The organism is Bradyrhizobium sp. IC4059, from assembly GCF_020193615.1.
GTDB classification, from domain to species: Bacteria; Pseudomonadota; Alphaproteobacteria; order Rhizobiales; family Xanthobacteraceae; genus Bradyrhizobium; species Bradyrhizobium yuanmingense.
Genome location: NZ_JADYVH010000019.1, coordinates 1 through 13,937, shown reverse-complemented (window position 1 = coordinate 13,937; position 13,937 = coordinate 1). Strand labels below are relative to the sequence as shown.

The following is a 13,937-nucleotide window of genomic DNA, read 5'->3' as shown; positions in this document are numbered from 1 at the left end:
TCCGGATTCCTCAGCCCCCAGCCCCCCGGGGTCGAACAGGATCGGGTCTGTACGCACGACAAGGAGGGCCAACGCAAGTTGGTCCTTTTTTGTTTGTGCCGAGATGTTTCCGGGTCCGCCGTCATTCCCGGGCGCGCGAAGCGCGAGCCCGGAATCCATTTACCATCACACAAGCTGAGAAATGGATTCCGGGTTCGCGCCAAGAGGCGCGCCCCGGAATGACGAGCATCAATTGCTGAGACGTTCTGCCTGCTTCAATGCAGCGACGTGTAGGCCGCACCCAGCATCGGGCCCGGTCGCTCGCGGCTGCCGTCCTGGACGTAGACCACCGCGCCGTCGACGCCGTCGCGCGTGAGGTTCTCGATCGGCACCGTCCAGCTCTCCGGACGGCCGGTCCAGTCGCCGACCTTGAGCAGGCTGCGCACCACGTTGTGATAGGTGACCTGCTGCCCCTTGTTCTCGCCGCGGGTGATCGCGATCGGCACCGACTTCGCGATCGAGCAGATCCAGACCTCTCCGCGCGAGACCGTGGGCTCCTTGCTTGCGGCCACCGACACGTTGATCTGCTTGCCCGAGAGCGACATCGTCACCGGCACGCTCATCACGCCAGTGCCCTTGTCGGTCTTGCCGATCGCGTTCTCGATGCCGGTGCGATCGCTGCCGATGACATGGGTGGAGCCGTTGACCACGACCTGCGGCGTGTAGACCTCGCGGTCGCCGCGCATGCGCGAATAGGCACGCTGCCGTGCAGAGAAGCGCGAATCCGCCAGTGTGTCCTTCCAGCCGAGATAGTCCCAATAATCGATCGGCATGCTCAGCGCGATGACGGAGGGGTCCTTGGAGAGATCGCCGATGATCTGGTCGGCGGGCGGGCAGGAGGAGCAGCCCTGCGAGGTGAACAATTCGACGACGGCGCGGGGTTCAGCTTCGGCAGGACGAATGACGGCGATGATCGCACATATGCCGAGAGCTCCCGACCAGAGGGCGCCGGACCAACGTGGAATCAGATGGGAAGCCGTCATTGTCGTCATGTCGAACGCCGCACACCGTTGCTCTCAGAGGGAAATCTTATCGCCGGATGGTCACCGTAGTCTTACGGGGCGCGGTACATTCATCCATCCGGGCCACCGTCCAAAGGGAGGTTTTCCGCCGGGCGGGCCCATCTGAAGCGTACCGCAAACGCGCGAAGGCGGCCTTTGATAGGCCGCCTTCGTTAAGGCTTCTACTCACTTCGCAGTGAGCCATCATTCACAAATCCGCGTTTACGCCGCGAGCTTGCGCAGCACGTAGTGCAGGATGCCGCCGTTGCGGTAGTAGTCGAGCTCGTCCAGCGTATCGATGCGGCAGAGCAGCGAAACGCGCTGCAGCGAACCGTCGCCGGAGACGATCTCCGCGGTCAGCTTCTGGCGCGGCTTGAGGTCGCCGACGAGGCCGCGGATGGTCACCTTCTCGTCGCCCTTTAGCCCAAGCGACTGCCAGGAGGTGCCTTCCTCGAAGGTCAGCGGCAGCACGCCCATGCCGACCAGGTTGGAGCGGTGGATGCGCTCGAAGCTCTGGCAGATCACGGCGCGCACGCCGAGCAGGCGCGTGCCCTTGGCGGCCCAGTCGCGCGAGGAGCCGTTGCCATACTCGGCACCGGCGAACACCACCAGCGGCACCTTCTCTTCCTGGTACTTCATCGCGGCGTCGTAGATCGACATCTGCTCGCCGTCGGGCCAGTGCTTGGTCAGGCCGCCCTCGGGGATGTTTCCGTCCGCGCCCTTCAGCATGAAGTTCTTGATGCGGATGTTGGCGAAGGTGCCGCGCATCATCACTTCATGGTTGCCGCGACGCGTGCCGTACTGGTTGAAGTCGGCCGGACGCACCTGGTGCTCGCTGAGATATTTGCCGGCGGGCGAGGTGAGCTTGATCGAGCCGGCCGGCGAGATGTGGTCGGTGGTGATCTTGTCGCCGAACATGGCGAGGATGCGCGCCTCGACGATGTCGGTGACCGGCTCCGGCTCCTTCTTCATGCCTTCGAAGTAGGGCGGGTTCTGCACATAGGTCGAAGACATGTTCCAGCGATAGGTCTCACTCTCGACTGTCTTGATCTTGCGCCAGTTGGTGTCGCCCTTGAACACGTCGGCATACTTCTTCTTGAAGATCGACGCGGTCACGAACTTCTTCATGAAGGCGTTGATCTCCTTGGTCGTCGGCCAGATGTCCTTCAGGTACACCGGCTTGCCGTCCTTGCCCTCGCCGAGCGGCTCGGTGGCGAGGTTCTTGGTGACGCTGCCCGCGAGCGCGTAGGCGACCACCAGCGGCGGCGAGGCCAGGTAGTTCGCCTGCACATCCGGCGAAACGCGGCCTTCGAAGTTGCGGTTGCCGGAGAGCACGGCGGCCGCGACGACGCCGTTGTCGTTGATCGACTTCGAGATCTCCTCAGGCAGCGGACCGGAATTGCCGATGCAGGTGGTGCAGCCGAAGCCGACCAGGTTGAATCCGACCTTGTCGAGATCGGGCTGCAGACCGGAATTGGCGAGATATTCCGCGACCACCTGGCTGCCCGGGGCGAGCGAGGTCTTCACCCACGGCTTGGCCTTGAGGCCCTTCGCAGCCGCATTGCGCGCGAGCAGGCCGGCACCGATGAGCACGCTCGGGTTCGAGGTGTTGGTGCAGGAGGTGATCGCAGCGATCACGACGTCGCCATGGCCGATGTCGAAGTTCTTGCCGTCGACGGGGAAACGCTTGGCCGGCTCCTCGGCCTTCTTGTACTCGCTGGCAAGCGCGAGCGAGAAGCCGTCCGCGACGGTCGGCAGCGCGATGCGGCCTTCGGGACGCTTCGGGCCGGCCATCGACGGCACGACGTCGCCGAGGTCGAGGGTCAGCGTTTCCGTGAACACGGGGTCGGGCGACTTGGCCGTGCGGAACAGGCCCTGCGCCTTGGCATAGGCCTGCACCAGCGCGACGCGGGCCGAGGCACGGCCGGAGGTCTTGAGATAATCGAGCGCGGCGGCATCGACCGGGAAGAAGCCGCAGGTCGCGCCGTATTCGGGCGCCATGTTGGCGATCGTCGCCTTGTCGGCGACCGAGAGGTGGTCGAGGCCGGGGCCAAAGAACTCGACGAACTTGCCGACCACGCCAAGCTTGCGCAGCATCTGCGTCACGGTGAGCACGAGGTCGGTCGCGGTGACGCCTTCCTTCAGCGCGCCCTTCAGCTTGAAGCCGACGACGTTGGGCAGCAGCATCGACAGCGGCTGGCCGAGCATGCAGGCTTCCGCCTCGATGCCGCCGACGCCCCAGCCGAGCACGGCAAGGCCGTTGACCATGGTGGTGTGCGAATCGGTGCCGACCAGCGAATCGGGATAGGCCACCTCGAAGGTGCCGGTCTTCTTGCCGACGGTCATCTTCTCCTTCTTGGTCCAGACCGTCTGGGCCAGATATTCGAGATTGACCTGGTGGCAGATGCCGGTGCCGGGCGGCACGACGGAGAAGTTCGAGAAGGCCTTCTGGCCCCACTTCAGGAACTCGTAGCGCTCCTGGTTCTGCTTGTATTCCTCGGTGACGTTCTTGCCGAAAGCCTTGTTGTCGCCGAAGAAGTTCACGATCACGGAATGGTCAATGACGAGATCGACGGGCACCAAGGGGTTGATCTTCTCAGGCTCGCCACCGAGCTTCTGCATCGCGTTGCGCATCGCGGCGAGGTCGACCACCGCGGGCACGCCGGTGAAGTCCTGCATCAGCACCCGCGCCGGGCGGAAGGCGATCTCATGCTCCAGCGACTTCTTGCGCAGCCATTTCGACACCGCGACGATGTCTTCCTTCTTGACCGAGCGGCCATCCTCGTTGCGCAGCAAATTCTCGAGCAGGACCTTCATCGAGTAGGGAAGTTTCGAAATTCCCTTCAGACCATTCTTCTCGGCGGTGGGCAGGCTGTAATAGACATAGGTCTTGGCGCCGACCTTGAGAGTCTTTTTGCATTTGAAGCTGTCGAGCGAGGTCATGTAGGAGATCCCAATTGCTAGTTATACCCGGCAGGGTATTTTAACACCGTCAGCGTATCAGGCTGGGCCGCTTGCAGGGGCAGGTTGAGTTGCTGCATCAAGTAGTTCCGGGCTTATAGAAGCTTTCTAACCGCGCCGCCACAGCCACTATCGTGCCGCAGCAATTCGCGAGCCAAAAATTCCCATGCGCTACCCCAAGATTTCCTGAGGCCCGGCTGTGAGCGGACTGAACCAAGGCGACATGCGGCTGTCAGGTCACGGGCTGAGATGCGTGCGGGGCGGGCGCGAGGTGTTCGCCGGGCTCGATTTCGCGGCCGGGTCGGGCGAGGCCGTGGCTGTGGTCGGCCGCAATGGATCGGGCAAGACCTCGCTGCTGCGGCTGATCGCGGGCCTGCTCGTTCCGGCCGGCGGGACGATCGCGCTGGAGGGGGGCCATAGTGAGCTGACTTTGGCGGAGCAGTGCCACTATCTCGGCCATCGCGATGCCCTGAAGCCGGCGCTGAGCGTGGCCGAAAACCTGACGTTTTGGGCTGATTTTCTCGGCGGCGAGCTTTTCGATGCCGTCGAGAGCCTTGCCAAGGTGGGGCTCGACCACGCCATCCATCTGCCCGCCGGATTCCTGTCCGCGGGACAGCGCCGCCGGCTCTCGCTGGCGCGGCTGCTGACGGTCCGCCGCCCGGTCTGGCTCCTGGACGAGCCGACCAATGCGCTTGATGTCGCCGGTCAGGACATGTTCGCCGGCCTGATGCGCGAGCATCTGGCCGGCGGCGGCATGATCGTCGCGGCGACGCATGCCCCGCTCGGGATCGAATCGCGGGAGCTGCGGATCGGGGGTGGGGCGTGAAGTTCAGGCACCCTCAGTTTTCCAAGCGGCCGGGCTCGGCTCTCTTCATTCCCTCCCCCCACAAGGGGGAAGGGAGCGCAGTGTGCCTGTGGCTGTCGGATGCGTTCCCAGAAGCTGGAAGCCTCTCATGACCGCCCTCACCGCCCTCATCCGCCGGGACATCAGGATTGCGCTTCGCGTCGGCGGCGGAGCGCTGATCGGGGTCTTGTTCTTCCTGACCGTGGTGGTGCTGATGCCGTTCGCGGTCGGGCCGGATCTGGCGCTGCTGTCGCGGCTGGGACCTGCGATCCTCTGGCTCGGCGCCCTCCTAGCCAGCCTGCTGACCCTCGACCGGCTGTTCATGGCCGACCATGAGGACGGCTCGCTCGACCTGATCACGATGAGCCGGACGCCGCTGGAACTCGCCTGCGCCGCCAAGGCGCTGGCGCATTGGCTCGCCGCCGGCCTGCCGCTGATTGTCGCAACCCCCGTGCTCGGCCTGTTGCTCAACCTCGACATGATCGCCACGGCCGCGGTGGCGCTGACGCTGCTGGCGGGCACTCCGGCGCTGACCTTCACCGGCATGATCGGCGCGGCGCTGGCGGTGACGCTGCATCGCGGCGGGCTGTTGATGGCGGTGCTGGTGCTGCCGCTGTCGATTCCCGTGCTGATTTTCGGCGTTGCGGCCTCGCAGGCGGTGATCGTCGGCCCGATGACTTTCGGCGCGCCGTTCTCGATCCTGTGCGCGCTGTCGCTGGTCAGCCTCGTGATCGGCCCGTTCGCGGCCGCAGCGAGCCTGCGGCATGGTCTCGATTGAAATGGACCGGGCCGACCTTGACCCCGATCAACTTTCGCGACGGGCTTTCGTGCTGATTGCCTGAGCGGCCCCCGGTGATTATCAGGATACCATGACGCTGATCGACCTCGCCAACCCCACGCGGTTCCTCGCGCTGACAGCGCGGGTGTTGCCGTGGCTGGCGGCCGCGACAATCATCCTGCTCACGATCGGTCTCTATCAAGCTGCGCTCGCGCCCGACGACTATCAGCAGGGCGCGACCGTCAAGATCATGTTCATCCACGTGCCCAATGCCTGGCTGTCGATGTTCGTGTGGGGCGTGATGAGCATCGCATCGTTGGGCACGCTGGTGTGGCGGCATCCGCTCGCCGACGTCGCCGCCAAGGCCGCAGCTCCGATCGGCGCCGCCTTCACCTTCCTCGCACTGCTCACGGGCTCGCTCTGGGGCCGGCCGATGTGGGGCACCTATTGGGAGTGGGACGCGCGGCTGACCTCGGTGCTGATCCTGTTCCTGATGTATCTCGGCCTGATGGCGCTGTGGCGCGCGGTCGACGATCCCTCGCGTGCGGCGCGCGCCGCCGCGGTGCTGACCCTGGTCGGCGCCATCAACCTGCCGATCATCAAGTTCTCGGTCGATTGGTGGAACACGCTGCACCAGCCCGCCTCGGTGATGCGCATGGGCGGCTCGGCGCTGGACAAGTCGTTCCTGATTCCGCTGCTGGTGATGGCGGTCGCCTTCACGCTGCTGTTCGTCACGCTGCACCTGGCCGCGATGCGCAACGAGATTTTGCGCCGCCGTGTCCGCTCGCTGCAGATGATGCAGGCCAGCCGGATCGCGTTTTCGAGCGAAGTGGCCGCCGGTTCGCGTGAAGACAACGCGTCCAACGAAGCTGGGGCTGCATGACGATGTCGCTCGGTCCTTATGCCTCTTTCATCGTGGCGTCTTACGCAGCTGTCGCCCTCGTGGTCGCGATCCTGATCGGCTGGGTCATGCTCGATTATCGCAGCCAGACGCAGCGCCTGCGCGAGCTGGAGCAGCGCGGCATCACCCGCCGGTCGGGCCGCAGCGCGACGGAGCCGCGATGAGCGATCAGCCTGCCTCCGCTTCGCCGCAGCGCCGCACCTTCCTGGTGATGCTGCCGCTGATCGTCTTCATCGGCCTAGCGCTTTTGTTCTGGTTCCGGCTCGGGAGTGGCGATCCCTCGCGGATTCCGTCCGCGCTGATCGGCCGGCCCGCACCGCAAACCGTGCTGCCGCCGCTCCAGGGATTGCAAGAGAATGGCACGCAGGTGCCGGGACTCGATCCGGCTGCGTTCAAGGGCAAGGTCAGCCTCGTCAACGTCTGGGCGTCCTGGTGCGTGCCCTGCCATGACGAAGCGCCGCTTTTGACCGAAATGGCAAAAGACAAGCGCTTCCAGCTGGTCGGCATCAACTACAAGGACGCCGCCGACAATGCGCGGCGCTTCCTCGGCCGCTACGGCAACCCGTTCGGCCATGTCGGCGTCGACGCCAACGGCCGCGCCTCGATCGAATGGGGCGTTTACGGCGTGCCGGAGACCTTCGTCGTCGGGCGCGAGGGCACCATCGTCTACAAGCTGGTCGGGCCGATCACGCCGCAAAATCTCAAGGCCGTGCTGATGCCGGAGCTGGAGAAGGCGCTGAAGGCAGGAAGCTGATGCCGCGCTCGTACCACACGCTCAACTGTCATCGCCCGACTTGATCGGGCGATCCAGTATTCCAGAGACGCCAGTCGTATACGGAGAAGCTGCGGCGTACTGGATGCCCCGGTCAAGCCGGGGCATGACAGCGGTATGTGGAGCGACGCTTCGCCTGTCCTTCGCCTAACCCTTGCTCACATCCCCCGCCTCGGCCTCGCTTCTCTCCAGCGAGACCGGCGCGAGATGATAGCGCTTGGTCAGCGGCATCTGGGCGATGGCGAAGATCATCGTGATCGGAGTGACGCCGAACACCTTGAAGTTCACCCAGAAATCCGTGCTCTGGGTGCGCCAGACGATCTCGTTCAGCACCGCCATTCCGGCGAAGAACAGCGCCCAGCGCAAGGTGAGGATGCGCCAGCCCTGCGGCGTCAGGTTGAACACCTGGTCGAACATCACGGCGATGAAGGAACGGCCGAACAACAGGCCGCCGCCGAGGATCGCGGCGAACAGGCCGTAGATGATGGTCGGCTTGACCTTGATGAAGGTCTCGTCGTGCAGCACCAGGGTCAGCGTGCCGAACACCAGCACGATCACCCCCGTGACGATCGCCATGATCGGGATGTGGCGCGTCACGATGTAAGAGGCGGCCATCGCGACCGCGATGGCCACCATGAAGGCGCCGGTCGCCGCGAACAGATTGAACTTCGCGTTGACGAAGAAAAACACGAGCAGCGGACCGAGCTCGGTCGCGAGCTTGAACAGCGGATGCGGCTGGGTCTTGTCCATTCTCTCTTCCGTATCTCCCATCCTTCGAGACGACCGCTTCGCGGTCTCCTCAGGATGAGGACCTCATGTGTGGCACGACCTCATCCTGAGGAGCCGCGCAAGCGGCGTCTCGAAGGATGACGCTATTCGATTCCGGCGATGGCGCGGGCGAAGTCGCGCGCGGTGAAGGGCGCGAGATCGTCGACGCCTTCGCCGACGCCGATGAAGTGCACCGGCAGCTTGAACTTCTCCGCGAGCGCCACCAGGATGCCGCCGCGCGCGGTGCCGTCGAGCTTGGTCATCACGAGGCCGGTGACCCCGGCGGTGCGATGGAAGGCCTCGACCTGCGACAGCGCATTCTGGCCGACGGTCGCATCCAGCACCAGCAGCACGGCATGCGGCGCAGTGTCATCCACCTTGCGGATCACGCGCACGACCTTCTCGAGCTCGTTCATCAGCTCGGCCTTGTTCTGCAGGCGGCCGGCGGTGTCGATCAGCAGCACGTCGACATTCTGCTCCTTCGCCGCGGTGAGCGCGTTGAAGGCAAGGCTTGCGGAATCCGAGCCCTGCGCGCCTGCGATGACGGGCGTCTTCGTCCGCTCGCCCCAGACCTTGAGCTGCTCGATGGCGGCGGCGCGAAACGTGTCGCCGGCGGCCAGCATCACCTTGCGGCCTTCGGAGGCGAATTTCTGCGACAGCTTGCCGATCGTGGTGGTCTTGCCGGAACCGTTGACGCCGACCACGAGAATGACGAACGGCTTTTTTGCCGCATCGATCACGAGCGGCTTTGCCACCGGCGACAGCACCTTCTCGACCTCGGTGGCGACGACGTCCTTGACCTCGTCCGCCGAGATCGCCTTGTCGTAGCGGCCGGTGCCGACGGCATCGGCAATGCGCACCGCGACTGACGTGCCGAGGTCGGCGCGCAGCAGCACGTCCTCGATGTCGTCAAGCATGGCGCGGTCGAGCTTGCGCTTGGTGACGAGGTCGGCGACCGCGGTCCCGAGCGAGGACGAGGTGCGCTTCAGCCCGTTGGACAGGCGGCGCCACCAGCTCAGCTTGGGGGTCTCGGAGGTGGTATCGTTCATGGTGGCGTGTTAGCCGTTCCGGCCCGTAAACGAAAGCCTTGACCGAAAGTCCTGCGATTGCTCGATGTTCCCCAATTGACCGCCGATGAGATCTTAGGCCGCGTGCTCCATCGCGACGGCCTGATGCTGGTCATCGACAAGCCGGCCGGCCTGCCGGTGCATCGCGGCCCCAAGGGTGGCCCCAATCTGGAGGATTCCTTCGACGCGCTGCGTTTCGGCCTGCCGCGACCGCCGGTGCTGGCCCACCGGCTGGACAAGGACACCTCGGGCTGCCTCGTGCTCGGCCGCCACCGCAAGGCGACGGCATCGCTGGGCCTTTTGTTCAAGCACGGCAAGATCGGCAAAACCTACTGGACCGTGGTCGAAGGCGGCCCTGCCGAGGACGAAGGCACCATCGACATGCCGCTCGGCCGGCTCAATGCCGAACGCGGCTGGTGGCAGAAGCCGGATCCGGAAGGGCAGAAGGCGATCACGAACTGGAAGGTGATGGGCCGGGGCGACGGTTTCACCTGGCTTGCCATGGAACCGGTGACCGGCCGGACCCATCAATTGCGGGTGCATGCGGCCGCGAGCGGCTGGCCGATCTTCGGCGATAACATTTACGGCAACGGTCCGCGCTTCGGCGAGCCGCGCCTGCACCTGCATTCGCGCGAGATCGTGGTGCCGATCTCCCGGAACAAGGAGCCGGTCCGCGTGGTGGCGCCGGCCCCGCCGCATATGCACGAGAAGCTCCGGGCCTGCGGGTGGAAGGGGGAGTAGCCTCTTAGACCCTCATGGTGAGGAGGCGCGTCAGCGCCGTCTCGAACCATAGAGGCCCCGCAGGCGCATCGCGGTCGCATCCATCCTTCGAGACGCCCGCTTCGCGGGCTCCTCGGGATGAGGAGCGGTGGTCGGTCGAGAAGCGGCTGTGCTCGGCTACCGTGCCATGGTTTACGAAACCTTCAGCGCTCGCCTCTAATGATAACGGTTGCTTAGAACAAGCTTCCGTAACCGCTCAGGACGAGCCGCGCGCGATGACCAATTCCGGGCTATCGATCATCGACGAGGTCGAATCCGCACTGCGGATCGGCTCGCCGGAAAAGGGCCTGGCGACGGCCCGGCGCGTCACCGAGCTGTTCCTCTCCTCCGCCGGCAATTTCGACGACGAGCAGATCGCGCTGTTCGACGACGTGCTCGAGCGCCTGATCGGCACCATCGAGCTGCGCGCCATCGCCGATGTGGCAGCGCGCGTGGCGCTGGCCGAGATCAGCGCGCAGCTGGCGCCGATCGCGCAGGCGCCGCCGTCGGTGATCCGCCGCCTCGCCAACAATGACGAGATCCGCATCGCCGGCCCCGTGCTGCAGGAATCCGCGCGCCTCGACGACGGCGAGCTGGTGAAGATCGCATCAGCTAAGGGCGAGCCGCATCTGCTCGCGGTCGCCGGCCGCTGGTGGCTGAAGGAGATCGTCACCGACGCGCTGCTGGCGCGCCGCTACCCCAGCGTCAGCCGGCGGCTTGCGGCCAATCCCGGCGCGCGCGTCTCCGGAAAAGGGTTCGCCATCATCGTCGGCCAGGCCGAAAGCGATCCGGAGCTCGCAGTCAGTGTCGGCGTCCGCGTCGACTTGCCCTTGGAGCTGCGCCGCCAATTGCTGCGCTCGGCGACGGACGCCGTGCGCACCCGCCTGTTGTCGCGCGCCCCGCCGCATCTGTTCGAGGAGATCCAGAGCGCGATCGCCGCCGTCGCCATCGGCGCCGAACGCGAAATGTCGGCGGTGCGCGATTTCGAAGGTGCCAAGCGCGCCATCGCCGGCCTCAAGGCCACCGGCCAGCTCGACGAGGCGACGTTGCTCGGCTTCGCCACACAGCGGCGCTATGAGGAGACGGTGGCGGCGCTGGCGGCGTTGTCGGGATCGACGGTCGAGGTGATCCGACCGCTGATGCAGAGTCTCCGCGAGGACGGCCTGCTGGTGCCGTGCAAGGCCGCACAGCTCAGCTGGGAGACCACCATGGCCGTGCTCGAATGCCGTTTCGCGACAGGCGCGATGACGCCCGCGGACATCGCGAGGACACAGGGGCATTTTGCGAGAATGACGGCGGAGAACGCCAAGCGCACGCTGCGATTCTGGCAGGTCAGGGCGTCGTAGTTTTCCCTCTCCCCTTGCGGGAGAGGGTGGCTCGCCGCGAGAGCGGCGAGACGGGTGAGGGGCCTCTCTCCGCGCATGACCTCTCAATGCGATTGCGCGGATACAACCCCTCATCCGGCGCTTCGCGCCACCTTCTCCCACAAGGGGAGAAGGAAGAGAGCAGCTGCTTACGTCGTGAGCCGCTCGCCATCAATGCCAGCAATCTTCAGCCGCACGATGCTTCCCACCCGCTCGCCCGCAATCGCCACCGGCAGATAATGCTCCGTGCGGCCCTGCCCCTCGCTCTCGATCAGCACATCGCGCCTTGCGCCGATCTCGGCTTGCAGCCGCTGCTGCAGCGCCGCCTCTCCTACCGCGCGCAGCCGCTTCGCACGCTCTTTAATGACCGGCCCCGCCACCTGCGGCATCCGCGCGGCGGGCGTGCCGGGCCGCGGCGAATAAGGGAAGACGTGCAGGAAGGTCAGTCCGCATTGCTCGACGAGGTCGAGCGAGCGCGAGAACATGTCCTCGGTCTCGGTCGGGAAGCCCGCGATGATGTCGGCGCCGAAGACGACATCGGGGCGCAGGCGGCGCACCTGCTCGCAGAAGCCAATCGCATCCTGCCGCGAATGCCGCCGCTTCATGCGCTTCAGGATCATGTCGTCGCCCGACTGCAGCGACAGGTGCAGGTGCGGCATCAGGCGCGCATCCTCCGCGATGGCATCGAGCAGGTCGTCATCCGCCTCGATTGAATCGATCGAGGAGATGCGCAGGCGCTTGAGCTCGGGCACATGGCGCAGGATCTGCTTGGTCAGCATGCCGAGCTTGGGCGCGCCGGGCAGGTCCGCACCATAGCTGGTGAGATCGACGCCGGTCAGCACGATCTCGGCATGGCCGCGTTCGACCAGGGCGCGCACCTGCTCGACCGCCGCCCCCATCGGCACCGAGCGCGAATTGCCGCGGCCGAACGGGATGATGCAGAAGGTGCAGCGATGATCGCAGCCGTTCTGCACCTGCACGAAGACGCGCGGCAGGCCGCTCGCATAGCCATCGACGAGGTGCGGCGCCATCTCCTTCACCGCCATGATGTCGCTGACGGCGATCTTCTCGCTGGCGCCAAGATCGAAAGCGTGGCGCGTCTCCCGCCACGCTTCGCCGCGCATCTTGTCGTCATTGCCGACGACGCGATCGACCTCGGCCATGCCCGCAAACATCGCAGCCTGCGTCTGCGCCGCGCAGCCGGTGACGACGATGCGCGCCTCGGGGCGCTCGCGCTTCAACTTGCGGATCGACTGGCGCGCCTGCGCCACCGCCTCGTTGGTGACGGCGCAGCTGTTGATGACGATGGTGTCGGAAAGCCCTGCGACTTCCGCCTTGCTGCGGATCACCTCGGCCTCGAAGGCGTTGAGGCGGCAGCCGAAGGTGACGATGTCGACGGCCATCAGGCGACCGGCGCGAACAGCGCCGGATCGAAGCTGCCCTCATATTCGAAGGTCGCGGTGCCGGTCATCAGCACGTGGTCGTCGCGCTCGCGCCATTCGATGCCGAGCTTGCCGCCGGGCAATGTGATCTCGACCTTGCGCTCGGCGCGCTTCAGCCGCGCGGCGGCGACCGCCGTGGCACAGGCCGCCGACCCGCACGCCTTGGTCAGGCCGGCGCCGCGCTCCCAGGTGCGGATCGTGATGTGCTCGCGATCGACGATATGGGCGAGCGTGATGTTGGCGCGCTCGGGGAAGATCGGATGGTTTTCCAAGAGCGGACCGAAGCGGCCGAGATCGTAGGCGTTGACGTCGTCGACCCAGAACACCGCGTGCGGATTGCCCATGCTCACCACTGAGGGCGAATGCAGAATGGGATTGTCGATCGGCCCGATCTGCAATTCGATGTAGCGGGTGTCGCGAAACTCTTCCGCCAGCGGAATGTCCTGCCAGCCGAATTTCGGCGCGCCCATATCCACTGTGTAGAGGTCGGGCGCCGGACCCTGCCAGGCATTGAGCAGGCCGGCGGCCGTCTCGAAGGTCGCACTGGTCTGCCCGGTCTTCTCGAAGATGCGGCGCACGACGCAGCGCATGCCGTTGCCGCAGGCACCGGCCTCCGAGCCGTCATTGTTGTAGATGCTGATGAAGGCCTCGGTGCCGTCGAGCCGCGGCCTCTGCAGCACCATGAGCTGGTCGTAAGCCACGCCGCCGTTCGCGGACGCGACGGCGCGGGCATCGTCCGGCGTGACCTTGGCCGCCGAATCGCGCAAGTCGACAACGACGATCTCGTTGCCGATGCCGTTCATCTTGGCAAATGCGTGGTTGGCCAGCGCGCTCATGAAAATTCCCGAATTTCGCCTGCCTTATATGGCGATCCTCGGCTGCTTGGCCAGTGATTTGCCACCCGGGTCGGGACATCGGGCAAGTTGCCTGCCATGACGCATCTGTCATGGGACGAATTCGGCGCTCGCGTGTTAGAACGGCGCGGTTCGCGCGAACCGGGATGCGCGGACGGGTTAAGGCCTTGGTGGGTAAGGCCTTGATGAATTGAGGCCCCGACGAAGCGGGCCTCGGGGAGAATAAAATGAACACTTTTCGTCGCCTCGCTTTGGCCGCGCTGATCCCGGCTGCGGCCTTGTCGCATGGGCTGTCAGGCGCTCTGGCGCAGACCGCGAGCCCGGCGCCGGCCGCATCGGCAAGTCCCTCGCCGGCCCCGATGGCTTCGCCCGCCCCGGCTGCAAGTG

General features: G+C 65.6%; 13 protein-coding genes. 7 read left to right on the top strand and 6 right to left on the bottom strand.

Annotated elements, in window-relative coordinates; all coding sequences use genetic code 11:
* Positions 1-254 precede the first annotated feature (254 nt).
* The gene (locus tag I6F12_RS35040) at positions 255-1,031 is read right to left on the bottom strand and encodes a DUF1223 domain-containing protein (RefSeq protein WP_057026569.1); all 777 of its coding nucleotides are present in this window, start codon (positions 1,029-1,031) and stop codon (positions 255-257) included.
* 231 nt (positions 1,032-1,262) lie between these two features.
* On the bottom strand, positions 1,263-3,983 hold the full coding sequence (gene acnA / locus I6F12_RS35035; RefSeq protein ID WP_036040732.1) for an aconitate hydratase AcnA: 2,721 nt from the start codon (positions 3,981-3,983) through the stop codon (positions 1,263-1,265).
* Positions 3,984-4,224: 241 nt separating this feature from the next.
* On the opposite strand from acnA, the gene ccmA reads away from it, so the two are divergent.
* The 5 genes from ccmA to I6F12_RS35010 all read left to right on the top strand — a co-directional run bounded on the left by ccmA (position 4,225) and on the right by I6F12_RS35010 (position 7,278).
* On the top strand, positions 4,225-4,827 hold the full coding sequence (gene ccmA, locus I6F12_RS35030) for a heme ABC exporter ATP-binding protein CcmA (protein WP_225145417.1): 603 nt from the start codon (positions 4,225-4,227) through the stop codon (positions 4,825-4,827).
* 127 nt (positions 4,828-4,954) lie between these two features.
* A complete protein-coding gene (gene ccmB / locus I6F12_RS35025) occupies positions 4,955-5,623 on the top strand; it encodes a heme exporter protein CcmB (RefSeq protein ID WP_225130742.1) in 669 nt (222 codons plus the stop codon).
* Positions 5,624-5,714: 91 nt separating this feature from the next.
* Complete coding sequence (locus I6F12_RS35020) at positions 5,715-6,506, top strand: heme ABC transporter permease (protein WP_225152571.1); 792 nt, start codon at positions 5,715-5,717, stop codon at positions 6,504-6,506.
* Positions 6,503-6,688, top strand: a complete 186-nt coding sequence (gene ccmD, locus I6F12_RS35015; RefSeq protein ID WP_036040763.1) for a heme exporter protein CcmD — start codon at positions 6,503-6,505, stop codon at positions 6,686-6,688. The genes I6F12_RS35020 and ccmD overlap by 4 nt, the downstream gene beginning before the upstream one ends.
* On the top strand, positions 6,685-7,278 hold the full coding sequence (locus I6F12_RS35010) for a DsbE family thiol:disulfide interchange protein (RefSeq protein WP_036008843.1): 594 nt from the start codon (positions 6,685-6,687) through the stop codon (positions 7,276-7,278). Before ccmD ends, I6F12_RS35010 begins: the two co-directional genes overlap by 4 nt.
* A 165-nt stretch (positions 7,279-7,443) precedes the next feature.
* Here the strand turns inward: I6F12_RS35010 and I6F12_RS35005 are convergent, their stop codons facing one another.
* The gene (locus I6F12_RS35005; protein WP_036008846.1) at positions 7,444-8,046 is read right to left on the bottom strand and encodes a septation protein A; all 603 of its coding nucleotides are present in this window, start codon (positions 8,044-8,046) and stop codon (positions 7,444-7,446) included.
* A 122-nt stretch (positions 8,047-8,168) separates the two neighbouring features.
* The gene (gene ftsY, locus I6F12_RS35000) at positions 8,169-9,113 is read right to left on the bottom strand and encodes a signal recognition particle-docking protein FtsY (protein WP_036008849.1); all 945 of its coding nucleotides are present in this window, start codon (positions 9,111-9,113) and stop codon (positions 8,169-8,171) included.
* Between the two features lie 57 nt (positions 9,114-9,170).
* Between ftsY and I6F12_RS34995 the strand changes: the two genes are divergently transcribed.
* The gene (locus I6F12_RS34995) at positions 9,171-9,872 is read left to right on the top strand and encodes an RNA pseudouridine synthase (protein ID WP_192893016.1); all 702 of its coding nucleotides are present in this window, start codon (positions 9,171-9,173) and stop codon (positions 9,870-9,872) included.
* 254 nt (positions 9,873-10,126) lie between these two features.
* The gene (locus I6F12_RS34990) at positions 10,127-11,236 is read left to right on the top strand and encodes a DUF2336 domain-containing protein (RefSeq protein ID WP_225158369.1); all 1,110 of its coding nucleotides are present in this window, start codon (positions 10,127-10,129) and stop codon (positions 11,234-11,236) included.
* A 167-nt stretch (positions 11,237-11,403) separates the two neighbouring features.
* Here I6F12_RS34990 and mtaB read toward each other — a convergent pair whose 3' ends face one another.
* Together mtaB and dapF are read right to left on the bottom strand one after the other, a co-directional pair.
* Positions 11,404-12,657 (bottom strand): tRNA (N(6)-L-threonylcarbamoyladenosine(37)-C(2))-methylthiotransferase MtaB, encoded by a 1,254-nt coding sequence (gene mtaB, locus I6F12_RS34985; protein WP_225114543.1) that lies wholly within the window; start codon positions 12,655-12,657, stop codon positions 11,404-11,406.
* Positions 12,657-13,532 (bottom strand): diaminopimelate epimerase, encoded by an 876-nt coding sequence (gene dapF / locus I6F12_RS34980; protein WP_036024567.1) that lies wholly within the window; start codon positions 13,530-13,532, stop codon positions 12,657-12,659. Before dapF ends, mtaB begins: the two co-directional genes overlap by 1 nt.
* Between the last annotated feature and the right edge of the window lie 405 nt (positions 13,533-13,937).